Here is a 15,958-nt window from a genome sequence, read left to right on the forward strand (position 1 = left end):
GTTGTGAGAGTGACAGCATGAGCCGTTCCGCACATCCCGCCGGGCCCCGTCACGCCGACGTCCTCACCGAAGGGCACTACTCGGCGCCGCCCGCCGACCTCAACTCCCTTGATCCGAAGGTCTGGTCGCAGACCGTCGGACGCAACGACGACGGAGTCGCCACCGTCGCCGGGCTCGATGTCGCCTCGCTCGCCGAGGAGTTCGGGACCCCCGCGTACTTCCTCGACGAGGCCGACTTCCGCGCCCGCTGCCGCGCCTGGGCCGACGCCTTCGGCAAGGACGCCGATGTCTTCTACGCCGGGAAGGCGTTCCTCTCCCGCGCCATCGTGCGGTGGCTCCACGAGGAGGGGCTCAACCTCGACGTCTGCTCCGGCACCGAGCTCGCCACCGCCCTCTCCGCCGGAATGCCCGCCGAGCGCATCGCCTTCCATGGCAATAACAAGTCCGAGGATGAAATCCGGCGGGCCGTCGAGGTCGGCGTCGGGCGTATCGTCCTCGACTCCTTCCAGGAGATCGTCCGCGTCGCCCACATCGCCCAGGGCCTCGGCAAGCGCCAGCGCGTCCAGATCCGCGTGACCGTGGGCGTCGAGGCGCACACCCACGAGTTCATCGCCACCGCCCATGAGGACCAGAAGTTCGGCATCGCCCTCGCCGGGGGGCAGGCCGCCGAGGCCGTGCGGCGGGCGCTGAAGCTCGACGGGCTCGAACTCATCGGCATTCACTCCCACATCGGGTCTCAGATCTTCGACATGGCGGGGTTCGAGGTGTCCGCCCGGCGCGTCGTGCAGCTGCTCGCCGAGGTCCGTGACGAGCACGGTGTCGAGCTGCCCGAGATCGACCTCGGCGGCGGGCTCGGCATCGCGTACACCTCCGACGACGACCCCAGCGAGCCGCACGAGATCGCCAAGGCGCTCAACGAGATCGTCACCCGCGAGTGCGAGGCCGCCGGGCTGCGTACGCCGCGCATCTCCGTCGAGCCGGGGCGCGCGATCGTCGGGCCCAGCGCCTTCACGCTGTACGAAGTCGGGACGATCAAGCCGCTTGAGGGCTTGCGGACGTACGTCAGCGTCGACGGCGGTATGTCCGACAACATTCGGACCGCCCTGTACGACGCCGAGTACTCCGTCTCGCTCGTCTCGCGCACCTCCGACGCCGAGCCGATGCTGGTACGGGTCGTGGGCAAGCACTGCGAGAGCGGCGACATCGTCGTACGGGACGCGTTCCTGCCCGCCGACCTGGCGCCCGGTGACCTGCTCGCGGTGCCGGCGACCGGGGCGTACTGCCGCTCCATGGCCAGCAACTACAACCACGCCCTGCGCCCGCCCGTCGTCGCGGTCCGCGACGGCGAGGCGCGCGTGGTCGTCCGGCGCGAGACCGAGGAAGATCTCCTGCGGCTCGACGTCGGATGATGAATAAATGAATAGATCGATGAATAAATAGTGGAATATGTGTCTCAGAATCCGGACGGGGGGCGGAAACCTCCGTCCGGTGAGTGAGACTGGTTCGCATTCAAGCTGGTAGAAGGAAACGAGGTCGGATGATGCGTACGCGTCCGCTGAAGGTGGCGCTGCTGGGCTGTGGAGTGGTCGGCTCAGAGGTGGCGCGCATCATGACGACGCACGCCGACGACCTCGCGGCGCGCATCGGCGCGCCCGTCGAGCTCGCCGGTGTCGCCGTGCGCCGGCCCTCGAAGGTGCGCGAGGGCATCGACCCCGCCCTCGTCACCACCGACGCCACCGCCCTCGTCAAACGCGGCGACATCGACGTCATCATCGAGGTCATCGGGGGCATCGAGCCCGCCCGTACGCTGATCACCACCGCCTTCGAGCACGGCGCCTCCGTCGTTTCCGCCAACAAGGCGCTGCTCGCCCAGGACGGCGCCGCGCTGCACGCCGCCGCCAATGAGCACGGGCGGGATCTGTACTACGAGGCCGCCGTAGCCGGTGCCATCCCGCTCATCCGGCCGCTGCGCGAGTCGCTCGCCGGTGACAAGGTGAACCGGGTGCTCGGCATCGTCAACGGCACCACCAACTTCATCCTCGACAAGATGGACTCGACGGGCGCCGGGTACCAGGAGGCCCTCGACGAGGCCACCGCCCTGGGGTACGCGGAGGCCGACCCGACCGCCGACGTCGAGGGCTTCGACGCCGCCGCCAAGGCCGCCATCCTCGCCGGGATCGCCTTCCACACCCGGGTCCGGCTCGACGACGTCTACCGCGAGGGCATGGCCGAGGTCACCGCCGCCGACTTCGCCTCGGCGAAGGAGATGGGCTGCACCATCAAGCTGCTCGCCATCTGCGAGCGGGCCGCGGACGGCGGTTCCGTCACCGCCCGCGTCCACCCGGCGATGATCCCGCTCGACCACCCGCTGGCCTCCGTGCGCGGCGCGTACAACGCCGTGTTCGTCGAGGCCGAGGCCGCCGGACAGCTGATGTTCTACGGGCCGGGCGCGGGCGGCGCGCCGACCGCCTCCGCGGTCCTGGGCGACCTGGTCGCGGTCTGCCGCAACAAGCTCGCCGAGTCCACCGGGCCCGGTGAGTCCGCGTACACCCAGCTGCCCGTGAGCCCCATGGGCGACGTGGTGACGCGCTACCACATCAGCCTCGACGTGGCCGACAAACCGGGTGTGCTCGCCCAGGTGGCCACGGTCTTCGCCGAGCACGGGGTGTCCATCGACACCGTCCGCCAGCAGGGGAAGGACGGCGAGGCGTCCCTCGTCGTCGTCACCCACCGCGCGGCCGACGCGGCCCTCACCGGGACCGTGGACGCCCTGCGGGAGCTCGACACCGTGCGGGGTGTCGCCAGCATCATGCGTGTGGAAGGGGAGTAACGAGCAATGGCCCATCAGTGGCGCGGAATCATCGAGGAGTACCGGGACCGGCTCCCCGTCTCCGCTACGACCCCGGTCGTCACCCTCCGCGAGGGCGGCACGCCGCTCGTGCCCGCGCAGGTGCTCTCCGAGCGCACGGGCTGCGAGGTCCACCTCAAGGTCGAGGGCGCCAACCCGACCGGGTCCTTCAAGGACCGCGGGATGACGATGGCGATCACCCGGGCGAAGGAGGAGGGCGCGAAAGCGGTCATCTGCGCCTCCACCGGCAACACCTCCGCCTCCGCGGCCGCCTACGCGGTACGGGCCCAGATGGTCTGCGCCGTCCTGGTGCCGCAGGGCAAGATCGCGCTCGGCAAGATGGGTCAGGCGCTGGTCCACGGGGCGAAGATCCTCCAGGTGGACGGGAACTTCGACGACTGTCTGACGCTGGCCCGCAGCCTCTCCGACAACTACCCGGTGGCGCTGGTCAATTCGGTCAACCCGGTCCGTATCGAGGGCCAGAAGACGGCCGCGTTCGAGATCGTGGACATGCTCGGCGACGCGCCCGACATCCATGTGCTTCCCGTGGGCAACGCCGGCAACATCACGGCGTACTGGCGGGGGTACCGGGAGTACGCGGCGGACAAGGTGTCCACCCGCGCGCCCCGCATGTGGGGCTTCCAGGCCTCCGGTTCGGCACCGATCGTGCGCGGCGAGGTGGTCAAGGACCCGTCGACGATCGCCACCGCGATTCGCATCGGCAACCCGGCGTCCTGGCAGTTCGCGGAGGCCGCGCGCGATGAATCGGGCGGTCTCATCGACGAGGTGACGGACCGTGAGATCCTGCGGGCCTACCGGCTGCTCGCCGCCCAGGAGGGCGTCTTCGTGGAGCCCGCGTCGGCCGCCTCGGTCGCCGGTCTGCTCAAGGCCGCCGAGCAGGGTCTGGTCGACCCCGGCCAGACGATCGTGTGTACGGTCACCGGCAACGGCCTCAAGGACCCGGACTGGGCCGTCGCGGGCGCTCCGCAGCCGGTCACGGTGCCGGTGGACGCGGCGGTCGCGGCCGAGCGCCTCGGTCTGGCGTAGGCAGAACCCGCACAACGTCGTGCAACTCGGCACGTAGGGGCGCAGGGGGCTCGCGACACGCATCGTGCGCCTCCTGTGCGCCCTATGTCGCCACTGAACCTTCCTTCGATAGGCTGTACCCAACCCACCCCGCCGCATATGCCGCGGTGCAGTTGCCCCTGTGGCCGTCGGGTCCTGGGTACCTCTTCGAAAATCTCGCAGCAGTCTCACAAGGAGAGTCATCAGAGCGATGGCCGGTCCCGCATTCCGCGCCGCCGCCGTACGGGTGCGCGTCCCCGCCACCAGTGCCAACCTCGGCCCGGGCTTCGACGCCCTGGGCCTGTCACTGGGGCTGTATGACGACGTGGTCGTCCGCGTCGCCGACTCCGGCCTGCACATCGACATCGCGGGCGAGGGCGCCGAGACGCTGCCCCGCGACGAGAGCCACCTCCTCGTACGGTCGCTGCGCACCGCGTTCGACCTGCTCGGCGGACAGCCGCGCGGCCTTGAGGTCGTCTGCGCCAACCGCATCCCGCACGGCCGGGGCCTGGGCTCCTCGTCGGCCGCCATCTGCGCCGGCATCGTCGCGGCGCGCGCGGTGACCATAGGCGGCGACGCCAGGCTCGACGATGGCGCGCTCCTTGAGCTGGCCACCGAGATCGAGGGCCACCCCGACAACGTCGCGGCCTGCCTGCTCGGCGGCTTCACGCTCTCCTGGATGGAGGGGGGAGCGGCGCGGGCCATCAGGATGGACCCCGCGGATTCCGTCGTTCCGGTGGTCTTCGTGCCCGGCAAGCCGGTGCTGACGGAGACCGCGCGGGGGCTGCTGCCGCGCACCGTCCCGCACGGGGACGCGGCGGCCAACGCCGGGCGTGCGGCGCTGCTCGTGGAGGCGCTGACCAGGCGCCCCGAGCTGCTGCTCCCGGCCACCGAGGACCGGCTCCACCAGGAATACCGGGCACCCGCGATGCCCGAGAGTGTGGCGCTGGTCAACCGGCTGCGCGCGGACGGCGTCCCCGCGGTCATCTCCGGCGCGGGGCCCACGGTCCTGGCGCTGGTCGAGGACGGTGCGGCCGACAAGGTCGCACGGCTGGCGGGCGACGGGTGGGCCGCGAACAGGCTCCGCCTCGACGCCTCGGGCGCGAGCGTCCTGCCACTGGGCTCCTAGGGCCTTCAGGGCGGTGACGCGCGGCTTGCCGGTGAACGAGAGGGGGAATGTTTGTTGGATCCGGTAGTGTTAACCTCAAGTCTGCATCGGTCGTCATTGCGGCGCGGTGCTTCGTGTCCCCTTCAGGGACCGCCTTTCTTCCGGGAGCCTCCCAAACTGCCTGCGCAGCCTGCCTGAGCAGTTTCCGAGCACGCTCCGGAACCCGGCACGACACCCCCCGCTTTTCCCAGGGGGCCGAGTAGGGGAACTCGGGCCGGACCCCACGCACGTTCATCTCTCCGCCGCACGCGGCGGACCACCGCCCCGGCACGGTCAGTGACCCCAGGTCACGAGCCGCGTTCGGACAGCACAACCGGTCGCCGAGCCAGACAGGCCGACGTCCGCTCCAGGGAAGGACCCTTCGTGAGCGACACCACCGATCTGATGGGCGTGACAGCCGACACTTCTGTCGACGACTCCGCGCCCGCCGCAGGTGCTGCCTCTGGCACCACCTCACGGCGCCGCCGCTCCGGCACCGGCCTCGACGGCATGGTCCTGGCCGAGCTGCAGCAGGTCGCGTCCGGCCTCGGCATCAGGGGCACCGCGCGGATGCGCAAGAGCCAGCTGATCGAGGTCATCAAGGAGGCGCAGGCCGGTTCCGGCTCCGCCGCCCCGGCCAAGGGCGCCGACGCGACCGAGACGAAGCCCAAGCGCCGCGCGACCTCCAAGGCCCGTACGGGTGACGAGGCCGCCGAGAAGCCTGCCGCCCAGCAGCAGATCGAGATCCCCGGCCAGCCGGCTGGGGGCGCCCCCCAGGCCGAGCGAAGCCGAGAGCTCGGGGGAGACGACCAGCCCGCGGGCGAGCGCCGTCGCCGGCGCGCCACCGCGGCCGCCGGCTCCCCGGAGTCCGCGACCGCCGTCGCCGAGCCGCAGACCGCCAAGGCCGAGACCAAGACGGACGTCCGGGCCGAGCAGAAGACCGACGCCCAGCCGGACGCCAAGGCCGCCGAGGCCGTCGACGGCGCCGAGGGCCGGCGCGACCGCCGGGACCGCGGCGAGCGCGGTGGCGAGCGGGGCGACCGCCAGGGCCGCCAGCGCGGCGACCGCGACCGTGGCGACCGTGACCGCGGCGACCGTGACCGCGGCGAGCGCCGCGGCAAGGGCGACGACCAGCAGGGCCAGGGCGGCCAGCGCCAGCAGCGCCAGGGCGGCCAGGGCCAGGGCCAGGGCAGCCAGGGCGGTCAGAGCCAGCAGAACAACGGTCCCCAGGACGACAGTTACGACGACGAGGGCCGTCGCGGCCGTCGGGGCCGTTACCGGGACCGCCGCGGCCGCCGCGGTGGCCGCGAGGAGTTCGGCCCCGCCGAGCCGCAGGTCGCCGACGACGACGTGCTGATCCCCGTCGCGGGCATCCTGGACATCCTCGACAACTACGCGTTCATCCGGACCTCCGGCTACCTGCCGGGCCCGAACGACGTGTACGTCTCGCTGGCCCAGGTCCGCAAGAACGGTCTGCGCAAGGGTGACCACGTCACCGGCGCGGTCCGCCAGCCCAAGGACGGCGAGCGCCGCGAGAAGTTCAACGCGCTGGTCCGTCTGGACTCCGCGAACGGCATGGCGGCCGACTCCGGCCGCGGCCGCCCGGAGTTCAGCAAGCTGACGCCGCTGTACCCGCAGGACCGGCTCCGTCTGGAGACCGACCCGGGCGTGCTGACCACGCGGATCATCGACCTCGTGTCGCCGATCGGCAAGGGCCAGCGCGGTCTGATCGTGGCCCCGCCGAAGACCGGCAAGACCATGATCATGCAGGCGGTCGCCAACGCGATCACGGTCAACAACCCCGAGTGCCACCTGATGGTCGTCCTGGTCGACGAGCGTCCGGAAGAGGTCACCGACATGCAGCGGTCGGTCAAGGGCGAGGTCATCTCCTCGACCTTCGACCGCCCGGCCGAGGACCACACCACGGTCGCGGAGCTCGCCATCGAGCGCGCCAAGCGCCTCGTCGAGCTCGGCCACGACGTGGTCGTCCTGCTCGACTCGATCACCCGTCTGGGCCGTGCGTACAACCTGGCGGCCCCGGCCTCCGGGCGCATCCTGTCCGGTGGTGTCGACTCGACCGCGCTCTACCCGCCGAAGCGCTTCTTCGGTGCGGCGCGCAACATCGAGGACGGCGGCTCGCTGACCATCCTCGCCACCGCGCTCGTGGAGACCGGCTCGCGCATGGACGAGGTGATCTTCGAGGAGTTCAAGGGCACCGGCAACATGGAGCTCAAGCTCGACCGCAAGCTCGCCGACAAGCGCATCTTCCCGGCGGTGGACGTGGACGCGTCCGGCACCCGTAAGGAAGAGATCCTGCTCGGCAGCGACGAGCTCGCGGTCGTCTGGAAGCTGCGCCGGGTGCTGCACGCACTCGACCAGCAGCAGGCCATCGAGCTGCTCCTGGACAAGATGAAGCAGACGAAGTCGAACGCCGAGTTCCTGCTCCAGATCCAGAAGACGACCCCGGGCAACGGCAACAACGACTGACGTCACCGCCGCGACCTCTGAGAACGCCCCCGTCACCTCGGTGCCGGGGGCGTTCTCGTACGTGGAGGGGCATCCGAGGGCGGCCGAGAGCTTCACCACACGCCCAGGGCGCTCTTAAGGCGTTCTTAGAACCCTGTGCAACCCTTCCTGGTGCTTCTCCGTCTGACAAGTGTCGACAAACCGTGCCTGACAGACACGGCGGGGGGTACCTGGAGCGGCAGCGAGGACTGAGGAGAACATGGCCGAGCAGAGCGAGAACGGCAGCGACCGAATATCCGGCGGTGGCCGTGGCAGGCGCCGCAGGCGCCCGGCCCCGCGCCGCCGAGTGCTGACGATCGCGGCCTGGTCCGCGGCGGGCGTGGTCCTGGTCGGCGGGGCCGGCCTCGGGTACGTCTACTTCAAGCTGAACGGCAACATCAAGGGCGTCGACATCAACGCCCAGCTCGGCACCGACCGCCCGCAGGACGTCGACAACGGATCCATGGACATCCTCGTCCTCGGCTCCGACTCGCGGGCCGGCGCCAACAAGGAGTACGGCCAGGACGACGGCGGTGCCCGCTCCGACACCGCGATGGTCATCCACGTCTACGAGGGCCACAAGACGGCCAGTGTCGTCTCCATCCCGCGAGACACCCTGGTCACCCGGCCCTCCTGCACCACCACGGACGGCAAGAGCGACCCCGGCGGCAAGCGCCAGATGTTCAACACCGCGTACGAGGTCGGCGGCCCGGCCTGTGCGGTCAAGACGGTCGAGCAGATGTCCGGCATCCGTATGGACCACTACATCGAGGTCGACTTCACCGGCTTCAAGAAGCTCATCGACGAGCTCGGCGGGGTGCCCGTCACCACCGCGAAGCCGATCAAGGACACCAAGAGCCATCTGGACCTGCCGCCCGGCAGGCACACCCTCAACGGGGAGCAGGCCCTCGGCCTGGTGCGCACCCGGCACGGCGTGGGGGACGGCTCCGACCTCGGCCGCATCCAGCTCCAGCAGGCCTTCATCAAGGCGCTGATCGAGCGGGTCAAGGGCGTGGGCGTCTTCACCAGCCCCACCAAGCTCTACGGCCTCGCGGACGCCGCCACCAAGGCGATCACCACCGACTCCGACCTGAACTCGATCAACAAGCTGATCGGCTTCGGCAACGGGCTCAAGGGCCTGGGCGCGGACGACGTCCACATGATCACCCTGCCGGTGATGTACGACCCGGCCGACCCCAACCGCGTACTGCCGCAGCAGGCCCAGTCCCGGCAGGTCTGGGACGCCCTGCTCAAGGACCAGCCGGTCCCGGCCTCCGCGACCAAGGACTCGGCGGGCGACAAGGGTGATGCGGGCTCTGTGGTGAAAACCGGCTGACCTGCGGTTTCGCCGAGCGGGACGGGGCGTGGAATAGATCGGGGCCGACCCCGGTTTTGGGAGATACGCCCAGTCCTGGCAGACTGGTACGTCGGCCCCGGTTCACGTGTGCGCATTCCCGCGCGGACGACCCGGCGCCCTCCCGAATCTAGGAGACACCTTGAAGCGCGACATCCACCCCGAGTACGTCGAGACGCAGGTCAGCTGCACCTGTGGCGCGTCGTTCACCACCCGTAGCACCCTCGCCGAGGGCACCATCCGTGCCGAGGTCTGCTCCGAGTGCCACCCGTTCTACACGGGCAAGCAGAAGATCCTCGACACCGGTGGCCGCGTGGCCCGCTTCGAGGCCCGCTTCGGCAAGGCTGCTGCCGCCAAGTAGCGAGCCACTGCGCCGGTCTTCGGCCGCCCCTGTGGGGGCGGCCAGGACCGGCGCTTTGCCGTCTCCCGCAGCCACTCACGAAGAAACCCAGGAGCCCCCGATGTTCGAGGCGGTCGAGGAACTGATCGGTGAACACGCCGGTCTGGAGAGCAAGCTCGCCGACCCTTCGGTCCACGCCGACCAGGCGAACGCGCGCAAGCTCAACAAGCGGTACGCCGAGCTGACGCCGATCGTCGGGACCTATCGCTCCTGGAAGCAGACGGGCGAGGACATCGAGACGGCCAAGGAGTACGCGGCGGACGACCCCGACTTCGCGGCCGAGGTCAAGGAGCTGGAGAAGCAGCGCGAGGAGCTGACGGAGAAGCTGCGGCTGCTCCTGGTCCCGCGCGACCCCAGCGACGACAAGGACGTCCTCCTGGAGATCAAGGCGGGCGCGGGCGGCGACGAGTCGGCCCTGTTCGCCGGCGACCTGCTGCGGATGTATCTGCGCTACGCCGAGCGCGTCGGCTGGAAGACCGAGATCATCGACGCCACCGAGTCCGAGCTGGGCGGCTACAAGGACGTCCAGGTCGCGGTGAAGACCAAGGGCGGCAACGGCGCCACCGAGCCCGGCCAGGGCGTCTGGGCGCGGCTGAAGTACGAGGGCGGGGTGCACCGCGTGCAGCGCGTGCCCGCCACCGAGTCGCAGGGCCGCATCCACACCTCCGCCGCCGGCGTGCTCGTCACGCCCGAGGCCGAGGAGGTCGACGTCGAGATCAACATGAACGATCTGCGCATCGACGTGTACCGCTCGTCGGGCCCCGGCGGCCAGTCCGTCAACACGACCGACTCCGCCGTACGCATCACGCACCTGCCGACCGGCGTCGTCGCCTCCTGCCAGAACGAGAAGAGCCAGCTCCAGAACAAGGAGCAGGCCATGCGCATCCTGCGCTCCCGGCTGCTCGCCGCCGCCCAGGAGAAGGCCGAGGCCGAGGCCGCCGACGCCCGGCGCAGCCAGGTGCGTACCGTGGACCGCTCCGAGAAGATCCGCACGTACAACTACCCGGAGAACCGCATCTCGGACCACCGGGTCGGCTTCAAGGCGTACAACTTGGACCAGGTGCTCGACGGCGACCTGGACGCCATGATCCAGGCGTGCGTCGACGCCGACTCCGCCGCCAAGCTCGCCGCGGCGAGCTGACACCCGTAAGACACCCGGTACTTCCCCCGCCGCAGGACCGGGCGGGGGAGGCCCATTGCAGCCCGGAGGACCAGCGTGCCGCAACATTCTGGGGGGCGAACCCCAGGCCCCCGCAGTGTGCTGCTCGCGGAGGTGGCCCAGGCCACCCAGCGGCTGGCCGACGCCGGCGTGCCCTCGCCGCGCTTCGACGCGGAAGAGCTCGCCGCGCACATCCACGGCGTCAAGCGGGGAGAGCTGCACCTGGTCAAGGACGCCGACTTCGACGCCCGGTACTGGGAGGCGATCGCCCGTCGTGAGGCGCGCGAGCCGCTCCAGCACATCACCGGGCGGGCGTTCTTCCGCTATCTGGAGCTCCAGGTCGGCCCCGGCGTCTTCGTGCCCCGCCCCGAGACCGAGTCGGTCGTCGGCTGGGCCATAGACGCGGTGCGTGCCATGGACGTGGTCGAGCCGCTCATCGTCGACCTGTGCACCGGCTCCGGCGCGATCGCGCTCGCCATGGCCCAGGAGGTGCCCCGCTCGCGGGTGCACGCCGTGGAGCTGTCCGAGGACGCGATCGACTGGACCCGCAAGAACGTCGAGGGCTCCCGCGTCGTGCTGCACCAGGGCGACGCCCTGACCGCGCTGCCCGAGCTGGACGGCCAGGTCGACCTGGTCATCTCCAACCCGCCGTACATCCCGCTCACCGAGTGGGAGTACGTCGCCCCCGAGGCCCGGGACCACGATCCCGAGCTCGCGCTCTTCTCCGGCGAGGACGGCCTCGACACGATCCGGGGCATCGAGCGCACCGCCCACCGGCTGCTGCGGCCCGGCGGCCTCGTCGTGATCGAGCACGCCGACACCCAGGGCGGCCAGGTGCCGTGGATCTTCAACGAGGAGGCCGGCTGGGCGGACGCCGCCGACCACCCCGACCTGAACAACCGTCCGCGCTTCGCCACGGCTCGCAAGGCCCTGCCGTGACCGTCCCGCCCCCCAACCGCTCCAAGACCGCGTACGTGTACGAGGAGGCCCGTTAAATGGCTCGGCGATACGACTGCAACGACGCGACCGACCGCACGACCGGTCTGCGCGAGGCCGCCTCCGCAGTGCGCCGCGGCGAGCTCGTCGTCCTCCCGACGGACACCGTCTACGGCATCGGCGCCGACGCGTTCAGCTCCGAGGCCGTCGCTTCCCTGCTGGACGCCAAGGGCCGCGGCCGCAACATGCCCACCCCTGTGCTCATCGGGTCCCCGAACACGCTGCACGGCCTGGTCACGGACTTCACCGAGCAGGCGTGGGAGCTCGTCGACGCGTTCTGGCCGGGCGCCCTGACGCTGGTCGCCAAGCACCAGCCGTCGCTCCAGTGGGACCTGGGCGACACCCGGGGCACGGTCGCCATCCGGATGCCGCTGCACCCGGTCGCCATCGAGCTGCTCACCGAGGTCGGCCCGATGGCCGTCTCCTCCGCCAACCTCACCGGGCACCCCTCGCCCGAGGACTGCGATGCCGCGCAGGAGATGCTGGGCGACTCCGTCTCGGTGTACCTGGACGGCGGCCCCACCCCGGGCATCGTCCCGTCGTCGATCGTCGACGTCACGGGGAAGGTGCCGGTGCTGCTGCGCGCGGGCGCTCTCGACGCCGACGAGCTGCGCAAGGTGGTACCCGACCTTGAGGTGGCGAATTGACAGCCCCTGAGACGGGGCGTGGCATAGGCACCGGGCTCACCGGCACCACTTTCCGCATCCTCCACGTCAGCACCGGCAACGTGTGCCGCTCGCCCATCACCGAGCGGCTGACCCGGCATGCCCTGAGCGATCGCCTCGGCGACCCGTTCACGGGCGGCCTGGTCGTGGAGAGCGCGGGCACCTGGGGCCACGAGGGTGCCCCGATGGAGGCCAACGCGGCGGCCGTCCTCGCGGACTTCGGCGCGGACGCCACCGGCTTCACGGGACGCGAGCTCCTGGACGAGCACGTCATCACCGCGGACCTGGTCCTCACGGCCACCCGCGACCACCGCGCCCAGGTCATCTCCATGGGTCACTCGGCGGGCCTGCGCACCTTCACGCTGAAGGAGTTCACCCGGCTGGTGCGCGCCATAGACCCGGCGACGCTCCCCGACCCGCTCCAGGACGGCATGGTCGAGCGCGCCCGCGCCCTGGTGCGCGCGGCCGCGTCCCTGCGCGGCTGGCTGCTGGCCCCGAACGCGGAGGCGGACGAGGTGAACGACCCGTACGGGGCCCCGATCACGTTCTTCCGCTCGATCGGCGACGAGATCAACGTGGCCCTCGAACCGGTCGTGACGGCCCTGACGGGTGTGCCCGCGCCGCATTGAAGGGTGCCCGGCCGCCCGGCCGAGACCGCCGGACGGAGTCCGGCGCAGCGGCTCGCCGTGACATGAGCGGCTCCGCCGCGTAGCTGTGGGGCCCCAGGGGCCGAGCATCGCGAGAGGCGCGTCAAAAGGGGTGACGTGATTCTGCCGGGCGTATGCGCACGCATCGGCCTACATTGGATCTGACGCCTCACCCCACCCCCCTGTCAGGCCCGGAGACCCCGATGACGGCCACCACCGCAGCCGTGTCCGCTGCCCGTGCCACCGCCCCCGAGGGGGCTTTCGACGCCCTGCGGCGGCAGGATCCCGAGATCGCCGACGTGCTGATCGGCGAGACGCGGCGGCAGGCCACCTCGCTCCAGCTCATCGCCGCCGAGAACTTCACCTCGCCCGCCGTGCTCGCGGCCCTGGGCTCCCCGCTCAGCAACAAGTACGCCGAGGGCTACCCCGGCGCCCGCCACCACGGCGGCTGCGAGATCGTCGACGTGGCCGAGCGGATCGCCATCGACCGGGCCAAGGCGCTCTTCGGGGCCGAGCACGCCAACGTACAGCCGCACTCCGGCTCCTCGGCCGTCCTGGCGGCCTACGCGGCGCTGCTGCGGCCGGGGGACACCGTGCTCGCCATGGGGCTCCCGTACGGGGGGCACCTCACCCACGGCTCGCCCGCCAACTTCTCCGGCCGGTGGTTCGACTTCGTCGGCTACGGCGTCGACCCGGAGACCGGACTCATCGACTACGAAGAGGTCGCGGCCCTGGCCGAGCGCCGCCGCCCCAAGGCGATCGTCTGCGGCTCGATCTGCTACCCGCGCCACCCCGACTACGAGGCGTTCCGCGAGATCGCGGACTCGGTGGGCGCGTACCTCATCGCGGACGCGGCGCACCCCATGGGCCTGGTGGCCGGGGGAGCGGCGCCCAGCCCCGTCCCGTACGCCGACGTGGTCTGCGCGACCACCCACAAGGTGCTGCGCGGCCCCCGCGGCGGGCTGCTGCTGTGCGGCGCGGAACTGGCGGACCGGATCGACCGGGCGGTCTTCCCGTTCACCCAGGGCGGCGCCCAGATGCACACCATCGCCGCCAAGGCGGTCGCGTTCGGGGAGGCGGCGACGCCGGGGTTCACCGGGTACGCCCATCAGGTGGTCGCCAACGCGCGCGTGCTCGCGGCCGGGCTGGCCGCCGAGGGGTTCGCCGTGGTCACCGGCGGCACCGACACCCACATCATCCTGGCCGACCCGGCCCCCCTGGGAGCCGACGGACGGGCCGCCAGGGGCCGTCTGGCGGGCGCCGGGATGGTCCTGGACACCTGTGCCCTCCCGTACGACGAAGCGCGCGGCATCCGGCTCGGTACGGCCGCGCTGACCACCCAGGGGATGGGCGAGGCGGAGATGGCGAGGATCGCGGTGCTGTTCTCCGCGGCGCTGCGCGGGGACCGCGACGAGGGCGGCGAGGGCCGGGCCGAAGTCCGTGCCGAAGTGCGGGAACTCGCGGGAAGATTTCCTCCCTATCCGCACTAGATGGGGTTGACTGCAACCATCTCGTGTACCCGCATGTCCTCAACCATGTGGGCGCGAAGCTAGTGTGTGGGGCTGAGATGGCCAGCGATACCTCTGGGGCAGCCCGTGCGTGAATACCTGCTGACGCTCTGCGTCACGGCCGCGGTGACCTACCTGCTCACCGGGCCGGTGCGGAAGTTCGCCATCGCGACCGGCGCGATGCCGGAGATCCGTGCCCGGGACGTGCACCGGGAACCGACGCCGCGGCTCGGCGGCATCGCCATGTTCGGCGGGCTGTGCGCGGGCCTGCTCGTCGCCGACCACCTCGACAGCCTCAACGGCGTCTTCGAGCGCTCCAACGAACCGCGCGCGCTGCTCTCCGGCGCCGCCCTGATCTGGATCATCGGCGTCCTGGACGACAAGTTCGAGATCGACGCCCTGATCAAGCTGGGCGGTCAGATGATCGCCGCCGGTGTGATGGTCGTGCAGGGTCTGACGATCCTGTGGCTGCCCGTCCCCGGCGTCGGCGCGGTCTCGCTCACCTCCTGGCAGGGCACGCTGCTCACGGTCGCCCTGGTGGTGATCACCATCAACGCGGTGAACTTCGTGGACGGCCTGGACGGCCTCGCGGCGGGCATGGTCTGCATCGCCGCCGCGGCGTTCTTCATGTACGCGTACCGGATCTGGTTCGGGTACGGCATCGAGGCCGCGGCCCCGGCCACCCTCTTCGCCGCCATCCTGATGGGCATGTGCCTGGGCTTCCTGCCGCACAACATGCACCCCGCGCGCATCTTCATGGGCGACTCGGGCTCGATGCTGATCGGGCTGGTCCTCGCGGCCGGCGCCATCTCCATCACCGGTCAGGTCGACCCGGACGCGCTGCGGATGAACCTCAGCCTCAGCGGCAGTGAGCGCGAGGCGACCCACGCGATGCTCCCGGTCTTCATCCCGCTGCTGATGCCGCTGACCATCATCGCGATCCCGATGGCCGACCTGGTGCTCGCGATCGTGCGGCGCACCTGGAAGGGCCAGTCGCCGTTCGCGGCCGACCGCGGCCATCTGCACCACCGGCTCCTGGAGATCGGGCACTCGCACAGCCGCGCGGTGCTGATCATGTACTTCTGGGCGGCGCTGATCGCCTTCGGCACGCTGGCGTACTCGGTGCACTCGGCGTCGATGTGGATCGTCTTCGTCATCGTCGCGCTGAGCGCGGTCGGTCTTGTCCTGCTGCTGCTCCCGCGCTTCACGCCGCGCGCCCCGCGCTGGGCCGAGGCGTTCGTCCCGCCGCGCTACCGGCGCCGTACACGGCTCGCCGCGGCGGCCGTGGCCGCGGAGGGCACCGAGGAGTGGGACGGGGACGAGGAGGAGCGCACACCGGTCGGCGCGGGCGTCTCCGGCGTCAACGGGGCGACCGCCATTGGCCCCCGTTCGCGCTTCCCCGACCGGCGGAAGACCGGCGCGTCCCGCTGACGAATTGCCGCACTGAGTCCCAATACCAGACAAGTTGCCGCCCGTTCTGCACATGCGCGCACGTTCACTCTCATGTGTGACGGGCAGCACACCATCTTGGTAAAGACCTCATCAAATAGTTTGTGATACGGTTCACGAGACCCGGCAACAGAGCCGAAGGACCGTAGTGCGACGGCCCATTGGCTTGAGGGGACCACCTCGGCCGGGGCCTACGCTCGTCCATGACGACACCC

At 70.9% G+C, this 15,958-nt stretch carries 13 protein-coding genes; all 13 read left to right on the forward strand.

Features of this window, described 5'->3' with window-relative positions; all coding sequences use genetic code 11:
• Positions 1-17: 17 nt before the first annotated feature.
• The 13 genes from lysA to ACZ499_RS28525 all read left to right on the forward strand — a co-directional run bounded on the left by lysA (position 18) and on the right by ACZ499_RS28525 (position 15,725).
• Positions 18-1,409 (forward strand): diaminopimelate decarboxylase, encoded by a 1,392-nt coding sequence (lysA, locus tag ACZ499_RS28465; RefSeq protein ID WP_468679130.1) that lies wholly within the window; start codon positions 18-20, stop codon positions 1,407-1,409.
• A 131-nt stretch (positions 1,410-1,540) separates the two neighbouring features.
• Entirely contained in the window at positions 1,541-2,830 is a 1,290-nt protein-coding gene (locus tag ACZ499_RS28470; RefSeq protein ID WP_468679200.1) for a homoserine dehydrogenase, read from the forward strand.
• 6 nt (positions 2,831-2,836) lie between these two features.
• Positions 2,837-3,895 carry a threonine synthase gene (gene thrC / locus ACZ499_RS28475; RefSeq protein ID WP_385540515.1) on the forward strand — a complete coding sequence of 353 codons (1,059 nt, stop codon included), beginning with the start codon at positions 2,837-2,839 and terminating at the stop codon, positions 3,893-3,895.
• A 229-nt stretch (positions 3,896-4,124) separates the two neighbouring features.
• Positions 4,125-5,042, forward strand: a complete 918-nt coding sequence (gene thrB, locus ACZ499_RS28480) for a homoserine kinase (protein ID WP_468679133.1) — start codon at positions 4,125-4,127, stop codon at positions 5,040-5,042.
• A 402-nt stretch (positions 5,043-5,444) separates the two neighbouring features.
• The gene (rho, locus tag ACZ499_RS28485; RefSeq protein ID WP_468679135.1) at positions 5,445-7,547 is read left to right on the forward strand and encodes a transcription termination factor Rho; all 2,103 of its coding nucleotides are present in this window, start codon (positions 5,445-5,447) and stop codon (positions 7,545-7,547) included.
• A gap of 238 nt (positions 7,548-7,785) precedes the next feature.
• Complete coding sequence (locus tag ACZ499_RS28490) at positions 7,786-8,901, forward strand: LCP family protein (RefSeq protein ID WP_468679137.1); 1,116 nt, start codon at positions 7,786-7,788, stop codon at positions 8,899-8,901.
• Between the two features lie 160 nt (positions 8,902-9,061).
• Entirely contained in the window at positions 9,062-9,280 is a 219-nt protein-coding gene (gene rpmE / locus ACZ499_RS28495; RefSeq protein WP_067163931.1) for a 50S ribosomal protein L31, read from the forward strand.
• A 100-nt stretch (positions 9,281-9,380) separates the two neighbouring features.
• Positions 9,381-10,460 carry a peptide chain release factor 1 gene (gene prfA / locus ACZ499_RS28500; protein ID WP_468406207.1) on the forward strand — a complete coding sequence of 360 codons (1,080 nt, stop codon included), beginning with the start codon at positions 9,381-9,383 and terminating at the stop codon, positions 10,458-10,460.
• Positions 10,461-10,535: 75 nt separating this feature from the next.
• The gene (gene prmC, locus ACZ499_RS28505; RefSeq protein WP_385540525.1) at positions 10,536-11,417 is read left to right on the forward strand and encodes a peptide chain release factor N(5)-glutamine methyltransferase; all 882 of its coding nucleotides are present in this window, start codon (positions 10,536-10,538) and stop codon (positions 11,415-11,417) included.
• A gap of 56 nt (positions 11,418-11,473) precedes the next feature.
• A complete protein-coding gene (locus ACZ499_RS28510) occupies positions 11,474-12,121 on the forward strand; it encodes an L-threonylcarbamoyladenylate synthase (protein WP_329401763.1) in 648 nt (215 codons plus the stop codon).
• Complete coding sequence (locus ACZ499_RS28515; RefSeq protein WP_468679140.1) at positions 12,118-12,768, forward strand: arsenate reductase/protein-tyrosine-phosphatase family protein; 651 nt, start codon at positions 12,118-12,120, stop codon at positions 12,766-12,768. The genes ACZ499_RS28510 and ACZ499_RS28515 overlap by 4 nt, the downstream gene beginning before the upstream one ends.
• A gap of 221 nt (positions 12,769-12,989) precedes the next feature.
• A complete protein-coding gene (locus tag ACZ499_RS28520) occupies positions 12,990-14,276 on the forward strand; it encodes a serine hydroxymethyltransferase (RefSeq protein WP_468679142.1) in 1,287 nt (428 codons plus the stop codon).
• Between the two features lie 93 nt (positions 14,277-14,369).
• Positions 14,370-15,725, forward strand: a complete 1,356-nt coding sequence (locus ACZ499_RS28525; protein WP_468406549.1) for an MraY family glycosyltransferase — start codon at positions 14,370-14,372, stop codon at positions 15,723-15,725.
• Positions 15,726-15,958: the final 233 nt, after the last annotated feature.

The organism is Streptomyces sp. NPDC031265, assembly GCF_055570295.1.